23 protein-coding genes, 1 other RNA gene and 1 other annotated feature are annotated in these 25,913 nt (G+C 39.6%); of the genes, 17 read left to right on the top strand and 7 right to left on the bottom strand.

Translation table 11 applies throughout. The features are described 5' to 3' along the window. Positions 1-26 precede the first annotated feature (26 nt). The 4 genes from IGI79_RS12250 to IGI79_RS12235 all read right to left on the bottom strand — a co-directional run bounded on the left by IGI79_RS12250 (position 27) and on the right by IGI79_RS12235 (position 2,503). Entirely contained in the window at positions 27-500 is a 474-nt protein-coding gene (locus IGI79_RS12250; RefSeq protein ID WP_010734215.1) for a universal stress protein, read from the bottom strand. A 71-nt stretch (positions 501-571) separates the two neighbouring features. Further along, a complete protein-coding gene (locus IGI79_RS12245; protein ID WP_010734216.1) occupies positions 572-859 on the bottom strand; it encodes a hypothetical protein in 288 nt (95 codons plus the stop codon). A 91-nt stretch (positions 860-950) separates the two neighbouring features. Further along, positions 951-1,145: non-coding RNA, 6S RNA (gene ssrS / locus IGI79_RS12240), on the bottom strand. Between the two features lie 77 nt (positions 1,146-1,222). Continuing rightward, positions 1,223-2,503 carry a replication-associated recombination protein A gene (locus IGI79_RS12235; protein ID WP_104872319.1) on the bottom strand — a complete coding sequence of 427 codons (1,281 nt, stop codon included), beginning with the start codon at positions 2,501-2,503 and terminating at the stop codon, positions 1,223-1,225. 206 nt (positions 2,504-2,709) lie between these two features. Here IGI79_RS12235 and IGI79_RS12230 point away from each other — a divergent pair, with 206 nt between their 5' ends. From IGI79_RS12230 to relB, 9 genes are all read left to right on the top strand, one after another. After that, positions 2,710-3,378, top strand: coding sequence for a DNA-3-methyladenine glycosylase (locus IGI79_RS12230; protein ID WP_195273356.1), 669 nt, complete (start codon positions 2,710-2,712; stop codon positions 3,376-3,378). After that, positions 3,347-3,835 carry a DUF3013 family protein gene (locus IGI79_RS12225; protein ID WP_104872321.1) on the top strand — a complete coding sequence of 163 codons (489 nt, stop codon included), beginning with the start codon at positions 3,347-3,349 and terminating at the stop codon, positions 3,833-3,835. Before IGI79_RS12230 ends, IGI79_RS12225 begins: the two co-directional genes overlap by 32 nt. 12 nt (positions 3,836-3,847) lie before the next feature. Next, positions 3,848-4,795 carry a 50S ribosomal protein L11 methyltransferase gene (gene prmA / locus IGI79_RS12220; protein WP_195273355.1) on the top strand — a complete coding sequence of 316 codons (948 nt, stop codon included), beginning with the start codon at positions 3,848-3,850 and terminating at the stop codon, positions 4,793-4,795. Next, positions 4,796-5,557: a 16S rRNA (uracil(1498)-N(3))-methyltransferase gene (locus IGI79_RS12215; protein WP_195273354.1), complete on the top strand. Its 762-nt coding sequence runs from the start codon at positions 4,796-4,798 to the stop codon at positions 5,555-5,557. It begins immediately after the preceding gene. 231 nt (positions 5,558-5,788) lie between these two features. Continuing rightward, positions 5,789-8,002 carry a RelA/SpoT family protein gene (locus IGI79_RS12210; protein ID WP_010734222.1) on the top strand — a complete coding sequence of 738 codons (2,214 nt, stop codon included), beginning with the start codon at positions 5,789-5,791 and terminating at the stop codon, positions 8,000-8,002. A gap of 11 nt (positions 8,003-8,013) precedes the next feature. After that, positions 8,014-8,460 carry a D-aminoacyl-tRNA deacylase gene (gene dtd / locus IGI79_RS12205; RefSeq protein WP_104776313.1) on the top strand — a complete coding sequence of 149 codons (447 nt, stop codon included), beginning with the start codon at positions 8,014-8,016 and terminating at the stop codon, positions 8,458-8,460. 153 nt (positions 8,461-8,613) lie between these two features. Further along, complete coding sequence (locus IGI79_RS12200) at positions 8,614-9,444, top strand: prenyltransferase (RefSeq protein ID WP_195475551.1); 831 nt, start codon at positions 8,614-8,616, stop codon at positions 9,442-9,444. A gap of 139 nt (positions 9,445-9,583) precedes the next feature. Beyond that, on the top strand, positions 9,584-10,843 hold the full coding sequence (locus IGI79_RS12195) for a cytochrome P450 (protein ID WP_065096636.1): 1,260 nt from the start codon (positions 9,584-9,586) through the stop codon (positions 10,841-10,843). A gap of 168 nt (positions 10,844-11,011) precedes the next feature. Further along, positions 11,012-11,236 carry a type II toxin-antitoxin system RelB family antitoxin gene (gene relB / locus IGI79_RS12190; RefSeq protein ID WP_066025830.1) on the top strand — a complete coding sequence of 75 codons (225 nt, stop codon included), beginning with the start codon at positions 11,012-11,014 and terminating at the stop codon, positions 11,234-11,236. Positions 11,237-11,297: 61 nt separating this feature from the next. Here the strand turns inward: relB and IGI79_RS12185 are convergent, their stop codons facing one another. Beyond that, positions 11,298-12,248: an aldo/keto reductase gene (locus tag IGI79_RS12185; RefSeq protein ID WP_023520427.1), complete on the bottom strand. Its 951-nt coding sequence runs from the start codon at positions 12,246-12,248 to the stop codon at positions 11,298-11,300. A 130-nt stretch (positions 12,249-12,378) separates the two neighbouring features. Next, positions 12,379-12,590, top strand: a binding site (T-box leader). 65 nt (positions 12,591-12,655) lie between these two features. Here IGI79_RS12185 and hisS point away from each other — a divergent pair. The 5 genes from hisS (at position 12,656) to IGI79_RS12160 (ending at position 19,579) form a co-directional block, all read left to right on the top strand. Continuing rightward, the gene (gene hisS, locus IGI79_RS12180) at positions 12,656-13,963 is read left to right on the top strand and encodes a histidine--tRNA ligase (protein WP_438846033.1); all 1,308 of its coding nucleotides are present in this window, start codon (positions 12,656-12,658) and stop codon (positions 13,961-13,963) included. Continuing rightward, a complete protein-coding gene (gene aspS, locus IGI79_RS12175; protein WP_438846032.1) occupies positions 13,963-15,729 on the top strand; it encodes an aspartate--tRNA ligase in 1,767 nt (588 codons plus the stop codon). Before hisS ends, aspS begins: the two co-directional genes overlap by 1 nt. 207 nt (positions 15,730-15,936) lie before the next feature. After that, positions 15,937-16,812 carry a YitT family protein gene (locus IGI79_RS12170; protein WP_010734230.1) on the top strand — a complete coding sequence of 292 codons (876 nt, stop codon included), beginning with the start codon at positions 15,937-15,939 and terminating at the stop codon, positions 16,810-16,812. A 184-nt stretch (positions 16,813-16,996) separates the two neighbouring features. Then, on the top strand, positions 16,997-17,197 hold the full coding sequence (locus tag IGI79_RS12165; RefSeq protein WP_207463593.1) for a hypothetical protein: 201 nt from the start codon (positions 16,997-16,999) through the stop codon (positions 17,195-17,197). Positions 17,198-17,647: 450 nt separating this feature from the next. After that, positions 17,648-19,579: an acyltransferase family protein gene (locus tag IGI79_RS12160; RefSeq protein ID WP_438846031.1), complete on the top strand. Its 1,932-nt coding sequence runs from the start codon at positions 17,648-17,650 to the stop codon at positions 19,577-19,579. A 122-nt stretch (positions 19,580-19,701) separates the two neighbouring features. Here IGI79_RS12160 and IGI79_RS12155 read toward each other — a convergent pair whose 3' ends face one another. Further along, positions 19,702-19,989: a GIY-YIG nuclease family protein gene (locus IGI79_RS12155; RefSeq protein ID WP_010734234.1), complete on the bottom strand. Its 288-nt coding sequence runs from the start codon at positions 19,987-19,989 to the stop codon at positions 19,702-19,704. After that, complete coding sequence (locus IGI79_RS12150; protein ID WP_438846030.1) at positions 19,979-20,713, bottom strand: tRNA1(Val) (adenine(37)-N6)-methyltransferase; 735 nt, start codon at positions 20,711-20,713, stop codon at positions 19,979-19,981. The genes IGI79_RS12155 and IGI79_RS12150 overlap by 11 nt, the downstream gene beginning before the upstream one ends. Positions 20,714-20,844: 131 nt before the next feature. Between IGI79_RS12150 and IGI79_RS12145 the strand changes: the two genes are divergently transcribed. From IGI79_RS12145 to IGI79_RS12135, 3 genes are all read left to right on the top strand, one after another. Further along, the gene (locus IGI79_RS12145; RefSeq protein ID WP_010734236.1) at positions 20,845-21,480 is read left to right on the top strand and encodes a lysophospholipid acyltransferase family protein; all 636 of its coding nucleotides are present in this window, start codon (positions 20,845-20,847) and stop codon (positions 21,478-21,480) included. Positions 21,481-21,643: 163 nt separating this feature from the next. After that, positions 21,644-22,762, top strand: a complete 1,119-nt coding sequence (locus tag IGI79_RS12140; RefSeq protein WP_195475560.1) for an exonuclease SbcCD subunit D — start codon at positions 21,644-21,646, stop codon at positions 22,760-22,762. A gap of 6 nt (positions 22,763-22,768) precedes the next feature. Then, the gene (locus IGI79_RS12135) at positions 22,769-25,900 is read left to right on the top strand and encodes an AAA family ATPase (protein ID WP_195475562.1); all 3,132 of its coding nucleotides are present in this window, start codon (positions 22,769-22,771) and stop codon (positions 25,898-25,900) included. Positions 25,901-25,913 lie beyond the last annotated feature (13 nt).

Below are 25,913 nucleotides of genomic sequence, written 5' to 3'. Positions count from 1 at the left end.
ATTTCTCAATGCTTTTTATGAAATAATTACTTATCTTCTTTTTTTGGTAATTGATTTTCTAAGTTTGTACGTACGACTAGAACATCACATGCTGCATTGCGAATAACGTATTCTGAAACAGAACCGATAAATAGACGTTCGACTGCGTTGAGTCCAGTTGCACCTAAAAGGATCAAGTCCACTTCATGGTCTTCAGGGATTTCTTTAGCAATGATATGCTTTGGAGAACCGTATTCTACCACAGTTGTCACTTGATGTAATCCAGCTTTTTTAGCTTTCATCTCATAATCGGCTAGTGTTTGCTTGGCCATCTCTGTTGCTTGTTCTGCCAACATGCCATCAAAGGATGAAACAGTTTGGAAAGATCGTGTGTCAATGACATGAGCTAATAAAAGCTCGCTGTTATTTCTTAAAGCAACGTTTACTGCTTTTTTAAACGCTAATTCGGCTTCTTCAGAACCGTCGACCGCAACCATGATTTTTCTATATTGTTGTAACATCAGCATTCACTCCTTCAAAAAAGATACTTGGTTTACAATTCTATTGTAAAGCAAATCCGTAGAAATGAGAATTATTTACTGTCAGGTTTCGTCATTTTTTTGGCAAAACCGATGCTGAAGACAGAGGCAACAGCAATTACGATGACTAAATAAAGTAATGCAAAAAAACGATGATTGATGGCCACGACAACAAGTCCTAAGAGTCCTAAAAACGCGTAGATCGAACCGAAAATACTTAGAAAATCTTGATTCTTTTTATTCTGTTCGATAAGAACGAAAAAAATCGTTTGTTTTTTAAATAAGTAATAACTGACAAATAATAGCAATAAGGCGGCAATCGCCATCAATAAACGAATCATTGTATCCACTCCTACTTTTTCTAAAACCAATCATACCATAAAAGAGGCAGCACCGATAAATCGGTACTGCCTCTTAATAGATAAAAAAATGGTAATCTCCGTTAATGCCGTTGTTTGTCCTGTAGTATTGATCCCGCGAATTCAAGCAGGTGGGTCCCATGGTCGTCGCATCGAACTACCAAATGATAAGGCATGTTACCAGCTGTGACACAAGACAGGTCCCAAGATATCAATAAAAATGTTCGGTCAACACACAAAGAGGACAATTCGAACATCACAGATTTCCCACTTCTATAGTAGCACATGGATTTAAAAAGAGCAATGTGGGCGCTCAATAATTTTGAACGCTTTCAATGACGGTCGTTATTGTGTTTTTTTCTGCCATTCTTTGATGCGCTGATATTGCTGTCCTAAGGCTTGTTCGTACTTACCTGTATTTTTAGGTTGATAATACTGTGTATGTTTCAGTTTATCAGGTAGATATTGTTGATCGACCCAAGCATTTTCGTAGCTATGAGGATATTGATAGTCTACACCTCGATTCAATGACTTGGCACCTTGATAATGGCTATCTTTTAAGTGATCAGGAACTTCGCCTGCCTTTCCTGCTCTTATGTCTGCAATAGCTGTATCTAATGCGGTATAGGCAGAATTGGATTTTGGTGAAAGGCAAAGATCGACGACTGCATCAGCTAAAGGGATACGACCTTCTGGTAAACCTAAACGTTCGGCAGCTAGCACAGCGTTGACTGTTCGAGCCGCAGCAGCAGGGTTGCCTAAGCCAATATCCTCGTAGCCAATCACCATCAAGCGACGACAAATACTTGCTAAATCTCCAGCTTCGACTAAACGCGCCAAGTAGTGTAATGCAGCATCCACGTCGCTCCCACGAATGGATTTTTGAAATGCGGAGATCACATCATAGTGAGCATCCCCATTTTTATCATGCGTCAATGCTTTTCGCTGGATACATTCTTCGATAATAGCGAGGGTGAGGTGGATCGTGCCGTCTTCTTGTTTTTTAGTGGAACGTACAGCAAGTTCTAAGCCATTGAGTGCGCTTCTTAAATCGCCGTTGGTGGCACGAGACAAATGGAGCAAAGCATTTTCATCTATTTTGATCGACGATTCTCCTAAGCCATTTTCTTTATCTGACAGTGCACGATGAATGGCTGTTTGAATGTCTTCTTCATCTAACGGTTTTACTTCAAAAATCTGTGTCCGACTACGGATTGCTGGATTAATCGTGATATAAGGATTTTCAGTGGTTGCCCCAATCAAGATGATACGACCGTTTTCTAAATGCGGAAGTAAAAAATCTTGCTTTGTTTTATCTAATCGATGGACTTCATCAAGTAAAAGAATCACAGTGCCACTCATTCTAGCTTCTTCGGCGACAACTTGTAGATCTTTTTTAGAATCGGTCGCGGCATTCAACATCCGAAAGGCAAAATTAGTTGAGCCAGCAATGGCACTAGCGATACTTGTCTTTCCTGTGCCGGGTGGTCCATATAAAATCATGGAAGATAACATTTCTGCATCAACCATGCGGCGAATGATTTTACCTTCACCAACTAAATGGCGTTGGCCAACGACTTCATCGATATTTTTCGGACGCATCCGATAGGCTAATGGTTGTTGCATCAGTCTGCCTCCTTTAGATTATTCGTTCGTTTATTATAACATATCTCATAGGATAAAGGGTCGCAAAAGGCGGAGGAATAGTCAGAATAGGGCGAGAAGCTAGAAATAGGTTTCTCTAGTTCAGCAATGGCAATCGCCAACTCGTTGACCCGCTTTTTTCATAGCTTCTTTGCCTAATATTGTGTATGATAAAGGTGGTGAAGCAAATGACAAATCAAAAACAATTAGATGAACTTTTATTAAATAAAACAACGGCAAAAGTGGCAAAAGATTTACTAGGAATGTATCTGGAATATGAAACACCAAATGGGCGCTTAGGTGGCTATATCGTAGATGCAGAAGCTTACCTAGGTCCGGAAGATCTGGCTGCTCACAGTTATGGTATGCGGCGTACGCCTCGAGTGCGTGCAATGTATGAAGAACCAGGAACGATCTATCTCTACACGATGCACACCCACTTGATTTTAAATATCATCACACAACCTGAAGGAGTACCACAAGGAGTGATGATCCGTGCCATTGAGCCTGTAGAGGGGATTGAGCAAATGAGTCTGAATCGCAAAGGGAAGGCGGGTCCTGATATTAGTAATGGTCCGGGGAAATTAGTGGCAGCCTTAGGTCTATCACCAGATTTATATGGACAGTCGATTCGTGATAGCTCGTTGCGTTTGGTTTTTGAGAAAAAACGGCTACCTAAAAAAATCTTGGCGTTGCCGAGAATAGGCATACCGAATAAAGGAGAATGGACGGAAAAACCATTGCGTTTTGTCGTTGCTGGAAATCCGTATCTTTCATTACAAAAAAAGAACCAAGTCGATGAAGACTGGGGTTGGAGGAAACAAAATGAAGAAAACAACAATATTGGATTACCTTGATACAGCCATCGAAAAGAAAATCACAGACTATGATGTGGCGTTAGATTGGGACACAAAAAATCATACGATTGAGATCGTGGTACGTTTATTTGCAGAAAATCAAGCGCATTTTGAATTAGATGATGCCCAAGGTGTTGTCTCAGAGGAAGATATTATTGAATTTGAAGATGGTGTCTTGTTATTCAACCCAGAAAAATCAACATTTGATGAGCAAGATTATCTTGCGGCGATTCCCTATGAAGGTAAGAAAGGTTTAGCGAGTTCTGTAGCTGATGCTTTGATTGACTACTTGAATGATGTTTTAGCACAAGGTCAAAGCGACTTGTTAGATTTTTTAGATGCAGAAGACGACTCAGCTGTCTTTGAATTGAAATGGGACAACCATGAATTCGCACGTTTAGTCGAAGAAAATCAGCAAAATGGTAAAGAGACATATTTACCTTATCCTAGTTATTAAGGAGCAACGTATATGAAATGGAATGAAGTCAAAATCGAAACGGCGAGTGAAGCGGTTGAAGCAGTCGCAAATATTTTAATGGAAGCAGGAGCGAGTGGTGTCGCGATCGAAGATTCATTGGACGTCGAAAATTTTAAATCTGATCCTTATGGAGAAATCCTGACAAAAGAAGATTTTACAACGATTGAAGAGGGTGCCATTGTGATGGCTTATTTCCCTGAAACGATCTTTTTACCGGAAATTTTACCTTTTATCAAAGAACGTGTGACAAAATTACCCGAATTTGGATTAGCGATCGGTAAGAACATTGTGACGGTGAGTGAAGTCGAAGAAAGCAATTGGGCAACGGCTTGGAAAAAATATTATCATCCGGTTCGGATCACACGTCTACTAACTGTCGTACCAAGTTGGGAAAGTTACCAAACGAATGATCCATTAGAAAAAATCATTACATTAGATCCAGGGATGGCGTTCGGAACAGGGACACATCCAACGACTTCTTTGACATTACAAGCACTGGAGTCTACCTTGCGAGGTGGAGAAACGCTTATAGATGTCGGTACTGGTTCCGGAGTGTTGAGTATTGCGGCGAAGCATTTAGGAGCAAAAGAAGTCTATGCGTATGATCTCGATGAAGTGGCAGTGCGTTCAGCAAAAGAAAATATGGATCTAAATGAAGTAGCAAAAGATGTGCACGTGTCAGCTAATGACCTATTGAAAGGTATCGAGATCGAGAGCGATGTGATCGTGGCTAATATTTTGGCAGATATCATTTTGTTGATGATCCCTGATGCGTGGCGTTTACTAAAACAAACTGGGACGTTGATCGTTTCTGGAATCATTGAAGAGAAGAAAGAAATGGTTCTTGCAGCGATGGAAGAACAAGGTTTTGTTGTCGACCAAGTGTTCCAACAAAAAGATTGGTATGCCATTATGCTAAAAAAGCCTGAGGTGGATTAAATGCAACGATATTTTCTAGATGAGCCTTATCGACCACAAGAGCGTTTTGTAATAGAGGATGAAGCCTATCACCATATGGTAAGAGTCATGCGAATGGCAGTGAAAGATCAGGTCTATTTAGCATTTAACGACCAGATCGCGATCATTGCAGAAATCAATGAAATGAACGAGAATGAAGTTTTCTTAGTCGAAGTGGCGAAAGAAAGTGTTCAAAAAGAATTGCCATGCAAGATCACGATTGCTAGTGGATATCCTAAAGGGGATAAATTGGATTGGATCGTACAAAAAGGGACAGAACTAGGCGCTCACGGGTTTGTGGGATTTCCTGCTGCGGCTTCTGTCGTCAAATGGGATGCCAAAAAACGCAAGAAGCGGCAAGAACGATTGATCAAGATTGCACAGGAAGCGGCGGAGCAGTCGCATCGCCAAGTCGTACCGCAAGTATCTTTAATGGAGACAGAAAAGGAATTTTATGCGACGCTCAGTTCGTATGATGTCCTTCTGATTGCATATGAAGAATCAGCAAAACAAGGGGAAGCTGCTAATTTAGCCAAAATCCTTCAATCTGTTTTACCAGGTACTCGGATCCTTGCAGTGTTTGGCCCAGAAGGCGGGTTATCTCCAAAAGAAGTTGCTTATTTTGAAGCACAAGGTGGCATTCTTTGTGGCCTTGGTCCAAGAATCCTACGAACAGAAACTGCCCCATTGTATTTGTTAAGTGCCGCAAGTTTTCAACTTGAATTACAAGCACCTAGCAAGTAATAGGCGAGTTAATCGTCAGGGATAACGATCTTCTACAAAACAAATGTATGAATTTTCCTATTTTCTTGATCCCTCAAAGTGAAAGTGGCATTTTGCCTTTTGTACGGAATTGAAAATCATTGACACAATCGGTATAATAAGAACAATTATTTAATCCTAAGCTATAAAAAAATGCTTTCTCACGACAAAAAATATCTGTTTTGATTATGAATAGAAAGGGGGATGTTTCCCATGCCAAAAGAAGAAATATTAACAGGGCCTGACGTCATTAAGATGGTTAGCCAATACATGGGACCTGAACATGTCGCTTTTGTGCAAAAAGCATGTGACTACGCGACCACTGCACATGAGGGACAATTTCGTAAATCAGGAGAACCTTATATCATCCATCCGATCCAAGTTGCAGGGATTCTTGCAGATCTACGAATGGACCCCCATACGGTTGCCACTGGTTTTTTACATGATGTGGTAGAAGATACAGAAGTAACCTTAGAAGATTTAAGAGAAGCCTTCGGGAACGACGTGGCAATGTTGGTGGACGGAGTGACGAAGTTAGGTAAAATCAAATATAAATCCCACGAAGAACAACTAGCGGAAAATCATCGCAAAATGTTATTAGCTATGGCTCAAGATTTACGTGTAATCATGGTGAAGTTAGCCGATCGTTTACATAACATGCGTACGTTAAAGCATTTGCGGGAAGATAAACAACGACGCATTGCGCAAGAAACATTGGAAATATACGCACCGCTTGCTCATCGTTTAGGGATCAGCCGGATCAAATGGGAATTAGAGGATACGGCGCTGCGTTATCTCAATCCGAAGCAATATTATCGAATCGTCCACTTGATGCAAACAAAACGAGAAGAACGTGAAAATTACGTCAGTGGTACAGTGGAGGATATCCGTTTAGCAACGGAAGAATTGGGGATTTTTGCAGAGATCTATGGTCGCCCGAAACACATCTATTCGATTTACCGTAAGATGAAAGACCAAAAGAAGCAGTTCAATGAAATCTACGATCTACTAGCAATCCGAGTGATCGTGGATTCGATCAAAGATTGTTATGCAGTACTAGGAGCGATCCATACGAAATGGAAACCGATGCCAGGTAGATTCAAAGATTATATCGCGATGCCTAAAGCGAATATGTATCAATCGTTGCATACGACTGTTATCGGACCAGCTGGCAACCCTGTCGAGATCCAGATCCGTACCCAAGAAATGCACGAAATCGCTGAGTTTGGGGTAGCTGCTCACTGGGCGTATAAAGAAGGAAAAGGCGACAAAGTCGAACCAGATGGGATGACAAAACAGTTAAGTTGGTTCCATGAGATCATCGAGTTGCAAGATGAAAGTTACGATGCTTCTGAATTCATGGAGGGTGTGAAGGGCGATATCTTTAGTGATAAAGTCTATGTGTTCACTCCAAAAGGTGACGTGACTGAGCTTCCTAAAGGTTCAGGACCGTTAGACTTTGCTTATAGTATCCATACAGATATCGGGAACAAAACGACTGGCGCCAAAATCAATGGGAAAATGGTCCAATTAGATTACAAATTGAAGAATGGCGATATCATCGAGATTCTGACTTCGCCAAATTCATTTGGACCAAGTCGTGATTGGCTGAAACTAGTAGCTACAAGTAAAGCTAGAAATAAAATCAAGCGTTTCTTCAAAGGACAAGATCGAGACGAGAATGTGACGAAAGGTCATGAAGCTTTAGTGAAGTGTATTATGGATCTTGGTTTTGTACCAAAGGAGATTCTTTCAAAAAATAAATTACATGACGCATTAGAACGCTTGAATTTTCAAACAGAAGAAGATATGTATGCTGCGATTGGTTATGGCGAAGTAAGTCCATTGACGATGGCTAATCGCTTGACTGAAAAAGAGCGGAAAGAACAAAAAATCGAGCAACAAAAACAAGAAGCAGAAGAGTTGATGAATCAACCTAAAAAAGAGCCTGAAAAAATGAAGGTTCGTCATGAAGGTGGCGTCGTCATCCAAGGTGTTGAAAACTTGTTGATCCGGATCAGCCGTTGTTGTAATCCTGTACCAGGGGATGACATCGTGGGCTATATCACCAAAGGACGTGGTATCTCGATCCATCGTAAAGACTGTCCGAATGTCCAACCGGATAAACCAAATGTGGAAGAACGGTTGATCGACGTTGAATGGGAAGACACTTCAAATACGAACAAAGAGTATGATGCTGATTTAGAGATCTATGGCTATAATCGTTCGGGCATGTTAAATGACGTCTTGCAGACAGTGAATGCGATGACTAAAAATCTGAACAGTGTCGAAGCACGGACGAATAAGGACAAAATGGCGACGATCCATTTGACAGTAGGGATACGTAACTTGTCACACTTGAAAAGTATTGTCGATAAAATCAAGACCGTACCGGATGTATATAGTGTACGCCGGATGAATGGCTAGGAGGTAGTACCTTGCGCGCAGTAATCCAACGAGTGAGTCAAGCAGCTGTGTCAATCAACGAACAGGAAGTTGGTCGTATCGATCATGGTTTGTTGATTTTGCTAGGTGTTCATGAAACAGATACGCAAACAGATGTGGATTATTTGATCAAAAAAATCGCACAGATGCGTATCTTTGAAGATGAACAGGGGAAAATGAATTTAAGCATTGAAGATGTCAAAGGAGCGCTTTTGAGTATTTCTCAGTTTACTCTTTTTGCAGACACAAAAAAAGGCAATCGGCCAAGCTTTATCGCAGCAGCACGTCCGGAAACAGCGATTCCTTTATACGAAGCATTTAACGAAGGGCTAAGACAACGAGGAATCACAGTTGAAACAGGAGAATTTGGTGCAGATATGGCGGTTTCTCTTGTGAATGATGGCCCAGTGACGATCATTATTGATTCTCAAAATAAATGATAAATGAATAAAAAAGATCAGTCTGATTTTGATGGAGTTTCTCAAAATCAGACTTTTTTGTTTGCTTTATCCCCAATTTTAGAATGCGCTTTCGGTTTTTGTTCGTCATGAGTACTGAGATGCGATAAAATGGATCATAGGAGGTGCTTGCCAATGGCTAGTGGAAATCAAGCAACTATAGATGAAATACTGTCACATCGTTATGATAATGGCTTTGATTATTGGGCAACGCCAGATAAAAAACTGATCAAAGGAGCCCCGTTCACTACATTAGAATGCCCATTGTATCTTTTAGATGCCGGGGTGTTACCTAGAGAAGGATACTTGCAAGAAACGGCGAATTTGATATTTGAAGCATGGCGGGAAGATGGACGATTCAAAGTTTCGCCAAAAGGGGCAATCTACCCTTGCCATACGGCTGCTGCACTTCGGACATTGTGTTATTTAGATCATGCAACAGACAAGCGAATCAAAAAAACATTTGATTATTTTCTCGATACCCAAGAAAAAGATGGTGGATGGAAGTGTAACAAATATAGTTATGGTAAAGGTCCTGAAACTGAATTTTCTACACCGATGACGACATTGACTGCTTTAGATGCTTTTCGTTTCTCTGAAGGGGTGAACAAGGATGAACGGTTGGATCGAGCAGTGGAATTTTTATTGGCACATTGGACGATCAAACAACCGATCGGACCTTGCCACCATGGAATCGGAACATTATTCATGCAAGTAGAGTATCCTTTTAGAAGCTATAATTTATTTTATTATGTATATGTTTTATCTTTTTACAAATACGCTAGAAAAGACGCACGTTTCAAAGAGGCATTTCATGTCCTGACTTCAAAGGTAGACGAGGGAATGATTCGAGTGGAAAGAGTGGTGCCTAAGTTAAGGAAATTATCTTTTTGTGAAAAAGGACAAGTGAGTGACAGAGCTACAGAACGTTATAATGAAATCTTATTTAATTTGAATGAGTTATGAGGAAGCCGTTTATTTGGGATTAGGCAGCGCAAGAGGAATAAATGGTATAGTTCCGTCTCAAACACTTCTTTTGTCAGTTTTATTGTACAAGGAGTATCCTAATAATATCTAAAGTTATTTATTAGGAGGAGCAAAAAACATGCAAGAAATTCCCGTGGTCGATATCAAAATGACCGAAATCAAAAAATACTATAACGAGGGCTACAAAATGCTTGGAAAGCTAAGAGAAGAAGCCCAATCACCTGTTGTGAAAGCAAAGATATTCAATAAGGAAGCTGTGATCATCTATGGAGAAGAGGCAGCGAAGCGTTTTTATGATCCAAGAAATTTCAAACGAGAAGGTGCAATGCCTAAAATGGTCCAAAAAACATTATTTGGAAAAGACGGTGTGCAGTCTTTAGATGGCGCGGAACATCATCACCGTAAAGCAATTTTTATGGATTTGATGACGCCAGAGCGAATGGAAGACTATCATCAAATATTGGATCGAGTATTGGCACATGAATTAGAACAACAACATGGTACTTTTGAGTTATTTGACCTGAGTAAAAAAGTACTTTTTACCGCCATTTGTGAATGGTCGGGAATCAACTTAGCGGATTATTCAGAAGAAGAGATCAACCAACTGGCAGATTATCAGATCTCTATGATCAGTGGGACAGTCACTTCGCCACTCGATCATTTTAAAGGTGTAGAAAATCGGAAAAAATCAGAAAAATGGGCACAAGAGTTGTTGGAAGAAGCGCGAGAAAATCCAGTAGCCGGAAAAGAAAATGTAGCGCTTTATGCTTTTGCGCATGCGACTGACCTTAAAGGTAATCTTTTGCCTTTGGATATTGCGGCGGTAGAATTATTGAATATCATTCGGCCGACCGTGGCATTGACCGTATGGGCGGCGTTGATGGGGCATGCTCTTTTCAGCCGACCAGATCTCTATCAACAACTAAAAAACGATTTTAAGGAACTGCAAGATCCTTTTATTCAGGAGATGCGTCGGTATTACCCATTTTTCCCAATGTTACCCGCCTTTGCTTTGCAAGATGTAGAAGTAGATGGCTATCGGATTCCTAAAGACAGTTGGGTGATCTTAGATTTGTATGGAACAAATCATGATGAACGGACAGTGGATTCACCAGAGGCATTTTTGATCAAACGGTATATTGGTAAAGCGAAAAAAATCTCTTATGAAGAAGAGTATGAGATGATTGCACAAGGTGGCGGTGACTTCCGAAAAATGCACCGATGCGCAGGTGAATGGATCACGTTGCATAGTTTACGCGTTTTTTCCGATCAATTAGTGAATCGTTTTGCCTTTTCTGTGCCAGAACAAGACTGGACGATTCCATTCAATCAATTTCCGACTTATCCAAATAGTCGAGGATTGTTATATAAAGAGTAACGTGGGTTTTGAGCTTAGGCTACTCAGTGAGGGAGAGATAAAAGTAACATTCGCTTTTATCTCTTACGTAAGAATCGATTAGGTAGTGGGCAGAGAAGTAGCCTCTTAGGTAATTAGAGTCCTTCTCTCCCGACCTCGTTCTATAAAAATATACAGGAGGTTGAAGGAATGAGCGAAATTACAATTCGTGTATCAGAGGAAGAAAAAGCATTTATGTTGGCAATGGCTGATTTGAAAGGACTGACAATATCGGAATTAGCCAGAACGATGATATTAGGTACGTTGGAAATACAAATTGACTTGGCCATCTATAATGAAGCGATGAAGGATCATCAGAAACTTGATGAAAGTCTCTCACATGAAGAAATGAAAAAAAAGCTAAGGTTATGCTGAAATATCTTGTACATAATAAAGAACAGCCACATCATTTTCTTGATGTGGCTGTTCTTAAGTATTATTTAAACTCTCGGAATAACTGATCGATTGTTTGGGCATCTTCTAAAGATAAATGAATATCCAAAGCTTTGGCATTGTCTGCGACTTGTTCGGGTTTCTTTGCGCCAGGAATGACAAATGAAATCCGCGGGTGCGCGATATACCAAGCTAAGACTAATTGAGCAGTAGTTGCTTGGTACTTTTCAGCAAGCGGTTTGAGTTGATCGACCGCTGTGATGATTTGTTCATATCGTTCACCTTGAAAGTTTGGTTTGTTCTTTCTAGGATCATCTTCAGAAAAATGTTTTGGACTTTCTAGATCATACTTGCCAGTCAATAAACCTGAAGCAAGTGGGAAATAAGGCACAAAACCAATCTCGTTAGCTTCGAGGTAAGGGAATAATTCTTTTTCCGCTGTGCGATGGATCAAACTGAATTGATCTTGTACGATATCGACATAGCCGTCTTGGTTGGCTTCTTTCAATTGCTCTAAAGTGAAATTAGACACACCGATAGCACGGATCTTCCCTGCTTCTTTTAGTTCGTGTAAAGCGGCAACTGCTTCATTTTTAGGTGTTGCTTCATCTGGAAAATGGATATAAAAAATATCGATATAATCTGTTTGCAGACGTTCTAACGCTTCATCGACTGATTTCTTCAAAAATTCAGGAGAGTTATCAAATTTTTTCGGTTGATCTGGAAGATGTGCTGCTTTGGTGGCAATAATAATACGGGAACGATCATAAGCCGGTTCTTGCAAGACTTCTCCAATCAATTGTTCCGAACGACCTTCGCCATAAATATAAGCAGTATCAATAAGGTTCAAGCCATTATCTAAGGCAGCTCTGACGACTTCTTTTCCAGTTTCATCCGCTAATCCTGAAAAAAGATTGTGCCCTCCGACGGCATTTGCACCTAAGCCGATTGCTTCGGCATATACTTGAGAATGACCAATTTTTACTTCTGACATTTTTTTACCTCCTTTTTTATTTAGTCTAAATCAAAAAGAAAAAAAGCTAAATCAAAATGACTTTGAAAAAGAAATCAATAAGAATCTACTTGACTTTGCGCTGTGTTTTTAGTAGGTTATAATTAATATCTAAATATCGATGAAAGAGCGAGTAAGTAACTAAATGCTTTATAAGAGAGGATCGTCGTGGCTGAGAGCGATCTAAAACAAGTAGTTTCTGAAAGACACTCTGGAGATGGACGCGTGCAAAGCCGTCCCGTAAACGAGCGTTAATCGTGAGAGGAAAGAGCAATCTTTCAAATATAGGTGGTACCGTGTATGAAATAATCATTCACCCTTGTTCATGGCGAACAAGGGTGTTTTTTGTTTGCATTGATTACATAGCGTGAAGAAAAGGAGAGAAAAAGATGAGCTTCCAAAGACCAAAAGGAACAAATGATATTTTACCTGGAGAATCTGAAAAATGGCAATTTGTTGAAGAAACTGCCCGTTTATTATTTAAAGATTATCAATATAATGAGATCCGCACGCCGATTTTTGAGCATTATGAAGTGATTGCTCGTAGTGTAGGGGATACGACTGATATCGTTTCAAAAGAAATGTATGATTTTTATGACAAAGGCGAGCGTCATGTTACGCTTCGTCCAGAAGGAACTGCACCAATCGTTCGTTCATTTGTTGAGAATAAATTATTTGGACCAGAATATACAAAACCTTACAAAACATTTTATATGGGACCAATGTTTCGTTATGAGCGTCCGCAAAAAGGTCGTTTACGTCAATTCCATCAAATCGGTGTCGAAGCATTTGGCTCAGACAATCCTGCGACGGATGTTGAAAGCATGGTGATGGCATTAGACTTCTTCAAACAATTAGGAATCAGTCAAATCCGTTTAGTGATCAACTCTTTAGGCGATCAAGAAACGCGACAAGCGTATCGTCAAGCGTTGATCGATTACCTTGTACCGTTTGAAGCAGAATTAAGCGAAGATTCACAACGTCGTTTACATGAAAATCCATTGCGTGTATTGGATAGTAAAGACAAACGTGATCAAAAATTCGTAGCAGAAGCGCCTTCGATCTTAGATTATTTAAGTGAAACAGCAAAAGCGCATTTTGAAACAGTGATTGCCATGTTGGATGCGTTAGATGTACCTTACGAAATCGACAGCAACATGGTTCGTGGATTGGATTATTATACGCATACGATTTTTGAAGTAATGAGTGACGCACCTAAAATGGGCGCACAAGCAACGATCTGTGCTGGAGGTCGTTACGACAACTTAGTTGAAGAACTAGGCGGACCAGCGACACCTGGATTTGGTTTTGCGATGGGGATCGAACGTATTCTATTAACGATGGAAGCAGAGGAAGTCGCTGTCCCTGTACTGAATTCATTAGATGCTTATGTTGTCGCACTAGGTGAAGAAACAAATATCGAAGCATTGAAAATCGTTCAAGCAATCCGTGATTTTGGTTTTTCCGCAGATCGTGATTTTATGGGACGTAAAGCCAAAGCACAATTTAAGACAGCAGACAAAGCCGATGCGAAGTTGGTCTTGGTGATTGGTGCGGATGAACTAGCAAATCAAACGATCAACGTCAAATCAATGGCTAATCGTACAGAGAAAAGTTTTGCACTAGAAGATATTTATGACCACTTTGATAAAGTCTATGATGAAATGACATTATCTACTGAACAGGAGGAAAAATGATGGCACAACGAACAGTTTACTGTGGACTGGTTTCAGAAAAGCAGTTAGGACAAACAGTTACATTAAAAGGTTGGGTACAAAAAAGACGTGACTTAGGTGGCGTGATCTTTATCGATTTACGTGATCGTGAAGGGATCGTTCAACTTGTCTTTAATCCAGAAATCAATAAAGAAGCATGGGAAATCGCAGATAAATGCCGTAGTGAATATGTCATTGAAGTGACAGGTACAGTAAAAAATCGGGATGAATTGGCAATCAATCCTAAAATGGCAACGGGTGAATTTGAGATTATCGCGGATGAAATCATTATCTTGAATCAAGCCAAAACACCACCTTTCTTGATTGAGGATGAACAAACGATCAGTGATGAGATTCGTTTGAAATATCGCTATCTTGATTTACGTCGTCCAAAAATGACGAAAAACATCAAATTGCGTAACGATACAACAAAAGCGATCCGTCACTATTTGGATGACCATGATTTCTTGGATATTGAAACACCATATCTAGGTAAATCAACACCTGAAGGAGCAAGAGATTACTTAGTTCCTTCACGTATCCATGCAGGGCATTTCTACGCATTGCCACAATCACCACAACTATTCAAACAATTATTGATGAACGCTGGATTTGATCGTTACTATCAAATCGTTCGTTGCTTCCGTGATGAAGATTTACGTGGCGATCGTCAACCAGAATTTACGCAAGTCGATATCGAAACAACGTTCTTGACCGCTGAAGAAATCCAAACGTATACAGAAGGTTTGATTGCTAAAGTGATGAAAGACGTACGTGGCATCGAAGTCACTTTGCCATTCCCACGCATGACGTATGATGAAGCAATGAGTCGCTATGGAAGTGACAAACCTGATACACGTTTTGACATGGAATTAATCGACTTGAGTACTGTTGTGAAAGACGTTGAATTTAAAGTCTTCCAAATGGCACTTGAAAATGGCGGAGTGGTCAAAGCATTGAATGCGAAAAATGCAGCAAGCAAGTATTCTCGCAAAGACCTAGACAATCTTGGTCAATATGCCACTCAGTTCGGAGCAAAAGGCTTAGCATGGTTAAAAGTGGAAGAAGATGGTTTGAAAGGCCCGATCGCGAAATTCATGGGCGAAGCATCTGAAGCATTGATTGAAGCAACCAACGCTGAAGTTGGCGATATTTTATTATTTGGTGCGGATAAAGAAGAAGTCGTTGCTGCAACGCTTGGCGCGATCCGTTCCCGCTTAGGAAAAGAATTAGGCTTGATCGACGAGTCAAAATTCAATTTCTTATGGGTGACAGAATGGCCACAATTTGAATATTCAGCAGAAGAAGGCCGCTATGTTTCCGCGCATCATCCGTTTACGATGCCTAAAGCATCCGATGTCGAGTTATTGGCAACTGATCCGGCAAAAGTCTACGCAGAAGCGTATGACATCGTCTTGAACGGCTATGAATTAGGTGGGGGATCGTTACGTATCCATACAAGAGAATTACAAGAAAAAGTATTAAAAACACTAGGCTTTTCTGAAGAAGAAATGGAAGAGCAATTTGGTTTCTTATTAAGTGCATTAGACTATGGCTTCCCACCACATGGAGGAATTGCCTTGGGACTTGATCGCTTTGTGATGTTGCTTGCAGGTGAAGAAAACATTCGTGAAGTGATTGCTTTCCCTAAAAATGGTAAAGCAGCTGATGTCATGAGTGATGCGCCAAGTACTGTTTCTGATCTTCAATTATTTGAATTGAACATCGACGTTACAGATGTTGAATAACAAATAAGAAAGAGAAGTTATTTTCATAGGAATACCAAGGTTGTGAAGGAGTCACTGATAAGTCGCGATTGATTCGTGCTAGTGACACTGGAGCAACCTTTTTTTCTCTTATATTGGAATTTCCAATCTTTTTTTCAAAGAAGTCTCTTGATTATATTCTAAAAGATCATATAATAAGGGCATACCAGATAAAGCGAGGCTTTTTTCATGAAAAAAACTTTCGAAAATTGGGCGTATCATGATTATACGACCAAACTTTCGGTGTCGATCGTCTATGCTCTGATTGCTTCAGTTGCATTGAACTTTTTTTATCAACCAGGAAACATCTATTCAAGTGGGATAACCGGTCTTGCACAAATCTTAACGACCCTTTCTAAATCAGTGATTGGTTTTGAAATCCCTGTTTCAACCACATTATATTTATTGAATATCCCGTTATTTTTTTTAGCTTGGTTTAAACTTGGAAAGAAATTTACGATTTTTACATTTATCACTGTGACATTAACCTCGCTTAGTATCCATCTTTTGCCACAAACGATTCTTTCGACTGATCCGATCATTTGTGCGATATTCGGTGGTGCCGTCAATGGGGTTGGTATTGGTTTAGCATTAAAAAATGGGTTGTCTTCTGGCGGATTAGATATCGTGAGTATTACGATCCGTAAAAAAACAGGTCGATCCATCGGTTCGATTTCCATTTATTTCAATGCACTGATTGTTTTCGTAGCGGGCTTGCTCTTCGGCTGGCAGTATATGTTTTATAGTGCTTTGTCGATTTTTGTGAGTGGTAAGGTGACGGATGTCGTCTATACGAAACAAAAAAAGATGCAAGTCATGATCGTGACTAAACATCCTGAAGCAGTGATCGAAGCCATCCAAAAATGTATGCGTCGTGGGATCACGATCATCAATGAAGCAGAAGGTGCGTACAAGCACGATAAACAAACAGTCTTAATGACGATCGTTACTCGCTATGAGCTTCCTTTGTTACGTGAAGCAATGAAATCTTCTGACCCGCAAGCATTTGTCAGTATTGCGGAAAATGTTCAAATTCTCGGACGTTTTTATGAAGATGGGATTTAGATTTTAGTAACCTAGTTAGATAAAACACAGTGGATAACTTGATTGGTTATCGCTGTGTTTTTTTGATCTTCTTGTCGCTAGAATACCAGAAATGATTGTTGCGATTAAGGAATTGAAAATAATCATTTATGCTATCGATATTTCAACAGGCAATAGGCGTCTTCTTTCATAAGATTTATGAAGTATGATCAACCTGATCTTAGATAGCCACAATGCAATTCAAATTGGATTAGTAGAATTGGCTAGTGATGATGTAGGCCTAACGACGATTGGTAGTTTCCTTGACTATGTACCTGTTCAAGACTGGTTAGAAAAAATTCCTCCTAGCTTGGTTGCTAAACATATGCAAGAATATATCTTAAAACAAGTGACAATAATTGATTGATACAAAAATGATAAATGAGTGCAATAACATAACCAAAAAACTACAAAAAGATAAGATATTGAACGAAACCGAAGTTTACGATTTTACAATTAGAAAATCAAAAAGCGAACTTCCTTTATTGAAGTCTTTAAAGTGATCATAGAAAAGGAGTGACAGAGTGCTTGCAACTAAGTAGCATAGATGTTTATCCATGTTAAGAGTAGATATCTTTCAATTATTTCTCGCCCATCAACGAAAAATAATAGAAAATAATGAAACCCTATCCAAGCAACAATTAGCCAACTTGTTATATTTGAAATTTTGTTAAAGTTACTTAAAAATGTGTTCTTTTTTGATGAACTATGGGATTATAGTATAAAGTGGCAACTTTTATGAAGTTTTTGCTTGCTATTTTTTGGTAATGCACGTATATTACGAATGAAAAAAGTTTATGAAAAGTTGGAATATTGAATGGAAAAACAAAAAAGATTAAAAAATAGCCGGTATATCACGGGCTTCGATGGGATTCGTTCATTAGCGGTCATCGGGGTTATTTTATACCACTTGTTGCCAACAAGTATGAAGGGTGGTTACCTCGGAGTTCCGATATTTTTTGTCGTTTCAGGTTATCTTATTACCGATCTCTTACGACAAGAGTGGGAACAAAATGGAAAAATCAATATTTGGCAATTTTACGTTCGGCGAATGAAACGTCTGTATCCTGGGCTCGTTTTCTTGCTTATTACTGCATCAGCATATATTACGCTATTCCAGCGAGGATTGTTGAATAATCTTCGGGGCGTTGTACTCAGCAGTTTATTCTATGTCAATAACTGGTGGCAGATCAATAATGGATTATCCTATTTTGATCGTTTTGCAAATGAGTCGCCATTTACCCATATTTGGTCCTTAGCAGTAGAGGCGCAAAACTATCTGATCTGGCCGATCATCTTTGTATTACTGATGGTATTTGTCCGTAAGAAAAAAAATATTTTTTATGTCATTATGGGTACAGCTATTGCATCAGCGATTTTGATGATGGTGCTATACTCGCCAAATGGCGATCCTACCCGTGTGTATTATGGGACAGATACTCGCTTGTTCTCGATTTGGATGGGTAGTGCATTGGCTTTTGTTTGGCCAAGTACGCGATTAAAGAAAAATATTCCTAAACAAGCAAAGAAAGTATTGAATTTAGCGGGTTTTACTTCATTGATCACGTTGATCCTCTTTTTCTTTTTCTTAGATGACCATTTGAGCTTTATCTATTATGGCGGGTTCTTTTTAGTCAGTCTTTTATGTATGGTTCTTGTGGCAGTCACAGCGCATCCAGGTGCGAGCTTGAATCGCTGGTTGACGAATCCGGTCTTTAGTTGGATCGGTAAACGAAGTTATGGGATCTATTTGTACCAATTTCCGGTGATGATTTTTTACGAAGCGAAAGTATCAGGTATCGCTGATCATGTGTTATTACACACGGTCATTGAAATCACGTTGATTTTATTGATCAGTGAACTGTCGTACCGCTTTATTGAACGTCCGTTGGCACGCTTTGATTATAGTAAAACGTTTCGTGTCGTCAAAGGCTGGTTCACTAAACCTATTTTCAGTTGGAAAAAGCCATGGGTGGTCCCTGGAACCTTAGTCGTAGCGATTGCATTAGTCGGGTTCGTAACAGCACCTAAAAATGCTGTGACAGCCGACCAAGAGCAATTACAAAAGAATATTGCTGAAAGTAAAAAATTAGCTGAAAAAAGTCAGAATAATCAAGGCAATAATGTAGCACCTATTGACCAAGCGATTTTGGATAAATATGATTTGACCAAAGCGCAAGGGGAAAAAGCCCAACAATTAGAGCTGACTGCATTTGGTGATTCAGTCATGTTAGATGCTGCGGCAGATTTAAAAGAACTATATCCGCAAGTAGTCGTAGATGGCGATGTCGGTCGTCAACTCTACACAAGCCTTCCTTATATCGAAGAACTGAAAAATAGAGATCTATTGAAGGATACGGTATTAATTGGGTTAGGAACAAATGGCTCTTTTTCTGAGGCGCAATTTGATAGCTTGATGAGCGCGATCGGGGATCGAAAAGTTTATTGGGTCAATGTCCGCGTACCAACGAAGCGCTGGCAAAATGAAGTCAATGCCATGCTCGCAGAAATGGAAAAGAAATATGACAATATGACAGTGATCGATTGGTATGGTTATAGTAATGACCATAGTGAATGGTTCTATGATGATCAAGTCCATCCAAATCCAGATGGTATGTTGAATTATATCCATCTAGTCAGTGAAGCACTATTAGGTGGAACAAAAGAATCTGAGACAAGTCAAACCAGTGAGACTTCTTCAACTAGTACGAGCGATACTTTATCTAATAGTACTCAAGCAAGTGAATAAAAACTGAAGTTGTGACAGCAATGTTTTGACCTGAGCAGTAGGATAACTCTTACAAAAAAGTGCCTCAACGAAAATCGTTCTCCGATCTTTCGTTGAGGCATTCTTTTTCTCTAGAATTCTTTTTACTCCGTTTGATCAGGTAAAGAAAGAGAAGGATGTGTCTTCAAATAGGTTTCTTTTTGCCGGCGTGTTTGTTTTTTGAACGCGGCTTCGGCTTTCGTGGCTTCACTTCTTGTAGCGTATCCTTCTGCATGGATCATTTTTACAGGACGTCTCTTTTGCAGACGTGTGTATTTAGCGCCTGTGCCATTATTATGTTCTTGTAAACGACGAGCCAAATCGGTGGTATATCCTCCATAGAACGTATTATCTTGGCAGTGCAACACATAAAAGTAATGGTTATTCTCCATAAAGCATCTCACGGAGTTCAGGGGTATACTCACCTTGCGTATCATAGGTGAATAAAGGTGGAGAAACTTTGAAACCATCGGCTTTTCCTTGCTTGATTCCTTCAATCAATAAAATATTTGCTTCTTTGCCTACTTTAGGATAAACAAACTGAACACGTTTCGGTGCAATCTGATAGGTTTGCATAAGGTTCAAAATCTCTAGGAAACGTTCTGGGCGATGTACAAGAGCTAAGCGACCATTTGTTTTTAATAACTTGCCGGAGATTTGGATCACTTCTTCCAACGTTGTATGGATCTCATGTCGGGCAATTGCTAGATGCTCATTTGGATTTTTTTTGTTTGTAGGTAAGCCTTTAAAGTAAGGGGGGTTACAGACGACTAAGTCACAAGAGTTGTGTGTGACAACCGATAAACTTTCTTTTAAGTCAATCGTATGCACGGTCATTTGTTGTTCTAAATGATTCAAGGAAATGCTCCGTCGAGCCATGTCAGCTAAGCGTGGCTGTAGTTCGATTGCATCGATCTTTGCCTGTGTTTGTTTGCTTAAAAATAGTCCGACAGCACCATTCCCCGAACAAAGGTCAACGATTTGACCGGTTTTTGGCGCACGAGCAAAATGAGCAAGCAATACGGCATCTAAAGAAAAGGAAAAAACTTGGGAACTTTGGATAATCTTAATATCTTTTGCATATAATTGGTCAATACGTTCATGTTCGTGAAGCATCTAATTCCCTCCAAATGAAAAAACTAATCGTATGTAGTATACTATTTTTGTTCAAAAGAACCAAGAGAACTTGTCAAATCGGTCTTTTTTAGGCATACTATAGGAACGAGAAGTAAAGAAAGGAAGAGGATATGTTCTATCGATTTATGCGCGGGCTCGTTAAAGTGATTTTGGCTGTTATCAATGGCAATGCCCGTTATGAAAATAAAGAAGTCTTACCCAAAGACGAGAATTACATACTTGTTGCACCACACCGCACTTGGTGGGACCCGTTGTATCTCGCTGTTGCTGCATCACCTAAATCGTTTAGTTTTATGGCGAAAGAAGAATTGTTCAAAAACCCTGTTTTACGATTCATTTTAACACGTTCGAATGCTTTTCCGGTCAAAAGGGATAATCCCGGACCAAGTGTGATCAAGACACCTGTCAAGATTCTAAAATCAACCGATCTAGGATTGATCATGTTTCCTAGTGGAACGAGACATGCGACCGAGTTGAAAGGCGGAATGGCATTGATTGCCAAAATGGCCAAAGTAAAAATCGTTCCAGCTGTGTACCAAGGCCCGCTGACGTTAGGCGATTTATTCAAACGAAAACGTGTGATTGTTCGCTTTGGTGAACCAATCGACTTGTCAGATATCAAAAAGACTGACAAGGAAGGAATGGCAGAAATCGAACGACGCACACAAGCTGCGTTTGATAAACTAGACAAGGAAGTAAATCCTGATTTTAAATATGAGATCATAAAAAAGAATGAAACAGAATAATTGTTCTTTATTCGATAAGTGATAAAAGAAATGGATGGTCTAAGACACCGCTTCTTTATCGCTTTTTTTGTTATAAAACTCTCTTTTTATAAGTGATTCTAGCTGTCATGTCCTTGATGGAAGTGTTATAATAGTAAGAAGGATATTTTTTTGAGGTGATGAGATGCGTTTTTTACATACAGCTGATTGGCATATAGGGAAAAAATTGCAGGGCTACGATTTACTTAAAGAGCAAGAACATGTACTATCTGAGATTTTAACGATTGCGAAAAAGGAAAAAGTGGATGCGATCGTTATTGCAGGTGATCTCTATGATCGAAGTATTCCGGCCGTAGAAGCCGTAGAGATATTCAATCGATTGATGATCGACTGGAACCTGAACGAAAAATTCCCGATTTTTGCTATCTCAGGAAACCATGATAGTAGTGTTCGATTATCTGCTGGAACTGAATGGTTCAGCCAAACAAAATTCTTTTTACAAACACGATTTGCTGAAGCTTTCCAACCTATCGACTATCACAATACTCAATTTTTCTTATTGCCTTATTTTGAACCAATCTCTGCTAGAAGTTATTTTGAAGATGATACGATCCGCACGGTTCAACAAGCAATGGAAAAAGTAGTTGAACAGATGCAACTCGCCTTTGATCCTGCCAAAAAGCAGGTGCTGGTCAGCCACTTTTTTGTGACAGGGAGTAAGAAGTCAGATTCAGAAACAAAAATCGAAGTGGGCGGACTAGATGCGATTCCAGGTAGTTTATTGGAGCCATTTGATTATGTCGCTTTAGGCCATCTTCATAATCAAGCAGCCTTGCAACAAGAAAATGCTAGATACAGTGGTTCGCCACTTAAATTCTCACTTTCAGAGATCAATCAGAAAAAAGGTGTATGGATCGTTGATCTAACTGACACCTTGGTGTTGGATTTTCAAGAAATCACACCTTTGTATGATATCGCTGAAGTAACTGCTAGTTTTAAAGAATTATTAGACCCAAGTTTTTACCATACGATCAACCGAGAAAATTATTTGCAGATTTATTTAAAAGATCGCGCAGTTATTCCTAACATGATGAACCAACTACGAGCAATCTATCCTCGAATACTTGGTGTCGAACGTGTCAATGGACGGCATCGTTCCACAAGCAAACGACAGACACTTGAAATCAAGCAACCAAAGAAACTCGCGGAAACATTCTTTACCGAAATGGTGGATGAACCGATGACAGAACAACAAATGAGCTGGTTAGAAGAAACGTTGCAAGAACTAACAGAAACGGAATGATCAAGTATGAAACCACAGACGTTACGATTGAAAAATTTTGGCCCATTTATTGATGAAACGATTGATTTCTCAAAATTGACCCAAGCGGCCTTGTTTTTGATTACAGGAAAAACAGGGGCTGGCAAAACAACGATTTTTGATGGCATGACTTATGCGCTTTTTGGAGAAACATCTGGAAGGTTGCGGTCTGGCAAAGAGATGCGGTCATTATTTGCGACACCAGAAGACGAAACGAGTGTCTTTTTTTCGTTTGAACATCAACAGTTGCGTTATGAAGTCGAACGTAAGCCTGAACAATTGTTAGCTAAACGCAAGGGTGAGGGCATGAGAAAACAGGCGGCAAAAGTCAGTTTAACGATCTTTGATGAAAAAGGAAAAGAAATTCGACAATTAACAAAACGTAGTGAAGTCGATCAAGAAATCAAAGAACTATTGAATTTAGATGCGAAACAATTTTCACAGATCGTCTTACTGCCGCAAGGAGAATTTCGGAATTTCTTGATTTCCTCTAGTAGTGAAAAAGAAACAGTTTTACGTAACTTATTCGGCACACAATTCTTTCAACGATTCACCGAACAATTGAAAGAAAAAGCCAAGAACAAGCAAAAAGGACTGGATTATTTGGAGCAAGAATTAGTCTTATTGCAAAGGCAATTTAGTTCCTATGAAGAGAAGCAACCGGCTGGTCTACAATCTTTTGAGACAGTGATCAATGAGTGGAAAGAGTATCAAGATCAAGTTTCAACAAGGCTCGCCTCAGAGCAAGAAGTATTAGAGCAACTGAAAGAAGAACAAAAAATCAGCGAGACGGATTACTACCACGGGAAAAATCAAAAATCTGCTTATGAAGAAAAGCAACAATTATTAGCAGAACAACAAGTGCTCAATGAGCAACAACAAGTGATCGAGGAGCACCAAAGATGGATTTCTCATTATGAAGTTGCTCAGCAATTGCGCACCCCGCTTGAACGTAGCCAAGAATACCAAGAATCACTTACCACACAGGAAAGTGAGAAACAGCAACTAATTATTGCGTGCAATAAGGTGGCAAGTGATTTACAGAAATGGCAAGAACAGGCGGACTTACGAGAAAATCTCGAACAAAAAATAGCAAAAATGAGTCAAACGTTCCAAGAAAAGCAACGATTGATCCCAGTAGCCGATACTTTCAGAGAAAAACAATCGGAACTTTCCGTAATGGAAAAAAAACTTAGTGAATTACAGCAAGAAATCCAACAACTGGCAGATCAGCAATTGATCCTTCAAGAAAGACAACAAACGAGTCAAACCGTTTTAGCAACCCAAGGGGAACTACAAGAAAAACAGTTGGTTTATGAACGTTTACGTTTAGAAGGGGAACGTTACTGTGAACAACAGCAACACCTTGATCACCTTGACAAAGAACTAGTGAAAAATCATCAGTACTTTGAACAAACAACAGAGCAATTGGTAGAAAAACAACGATTACTTGAACAACAAACACACGAGTTCAATCAATGCAAAAGCGACTGGGCAAAGCAACAAATTACTTATTTACAAACCCTATTGATACCTGGTGAACCTTGTCCAGTGTGTGGTGCAACGGAGCATCCATTGACACCGGATAATCGTGAATCAGTGCAGGAAAACTTAGCTGTGCTTGAAGAAAAAATGGTCCAAGCAGAACAATCGATCGAAAAAACGCATCAAGAAATTGGTCGAAAAGAAGCAGAAATCGAAGAAATCAACCAACAGCTTGCTCGCTTAAGCCAGCAACAAGTGGAAACAAGTCAACAGTTGGATCAACAAGCAATTTATTTGAACACAGAGTTAAAAGCCATCTTCCAAATAGACGTGCAAGAAGATATTGTTCAAGGGTTGGCGGAAATAGAGAAAACCCTCAATGCTCGTTTAAAGGAAATCAAAAAAGCAGAAGAAGCACAAGTAAGGGTCATGGAAGAACTAGCCAGCAACAAAGAACAAAGTGAACAGATCAAAGCTCAACAAATGCTCCATAATGAAAAAATCCAACGACTCCAAGGTGAGATGGCAGGATTGAGTCAACAATTAGGAGCAGAAGACCTTGATACTTTAGTAAAAGAAGCTGATCAATTAGCCGAACAGTCGAGCAAGAGCAAGCAAGAATTGGAAGAGCAAATGGCGCAAGGTGAGAAACTCCAGCAAGAATCAGCTGTTTTGACGACTAAAATCGAAGCGTTGACTGAACAAATCGAAAAGACAACTGCTCAATATGAAAAAGAACAACGGAAAATCTCTAGTTTCTTGGAGCAACACACTGATTTTTCTTCGCAAGAAGCAATAGCAGCATTGTTAAAAGAAACAGTCACATACGAAAATAGAAAAACAACGATCAAGGAGTATCAAACGAAACAGTTGGTTCTTTCCACTCGCTTAGAACAATTGGAACATGTCACTTATGATGAAAAATCCCAAGATTTGACAGTGTTGAGTGAACGAATCGAAAAAATCAAACAACACATTGAAGAGCAGCAACAATTGATCTATCACTTGCAACAAGAGTATAAAACCAATCAGAAAGTGATCATGGAATTTACTACAAGTTATCAAAATAGTCAGGAACAACTAGATGAATTGATCCAGTTGCAACAATTATCACAGACGATGAATGGCGAAAATCCTAAAAAGACAAGCATTGAACGTTATGTCTTGCAAGTTTATTTACAAGAAGTCTTACAAGTCGCTAATGAACATCTGATACGATTGACAAAAAGCCGCTATCAGTTTGAATTAGATGAAGAAGTCGGTAGCTACCGCGGAAAGACTGGTCTGGAAATCAACGTGTACGATGATGAAGCAGGAACGACCAGAGGATCGCATACTTTATCTGGAGGCGAAAGCTTTATTGCTGCATTATCATTAGCTTTAGCTTTGGCAGAAGTGATTCAAGCGCAAGCTGGTGGGATCACGATCGAAGCATTGTTTATTGATGAAGGGTTTGGTTCACTGGATGAAGAAGCCTTGGAAATGGCGATGGAAGCATTAGAAACAGTTGAAAGCGAAGGCAGGATGATTGGGATCATCAGCCATGTACGTGAGTTGAAAGAACGTGTCTTGCAACAAATACGAATTGATACAAAAGGTAGTGGACAAAGTGAGATACGCTACCATTTTGGTTAAGAAGGGAGATTGA

Origin of the sequence: Enterococcus sp. AZ084 (assembly GCF_051714905.1) — a bacterium.
Taxonomy (GTDB): Bacteria; Bacillota; Bacilli; order Lactobacillales; family Enterococcaceae; genus Enterococcus_B; species Enterococcus_B pernyi.
Note: the sequence above shows the minus strand (reverse complement) of the source record. Positions and strands in the feature narration are given on the sequence as shown.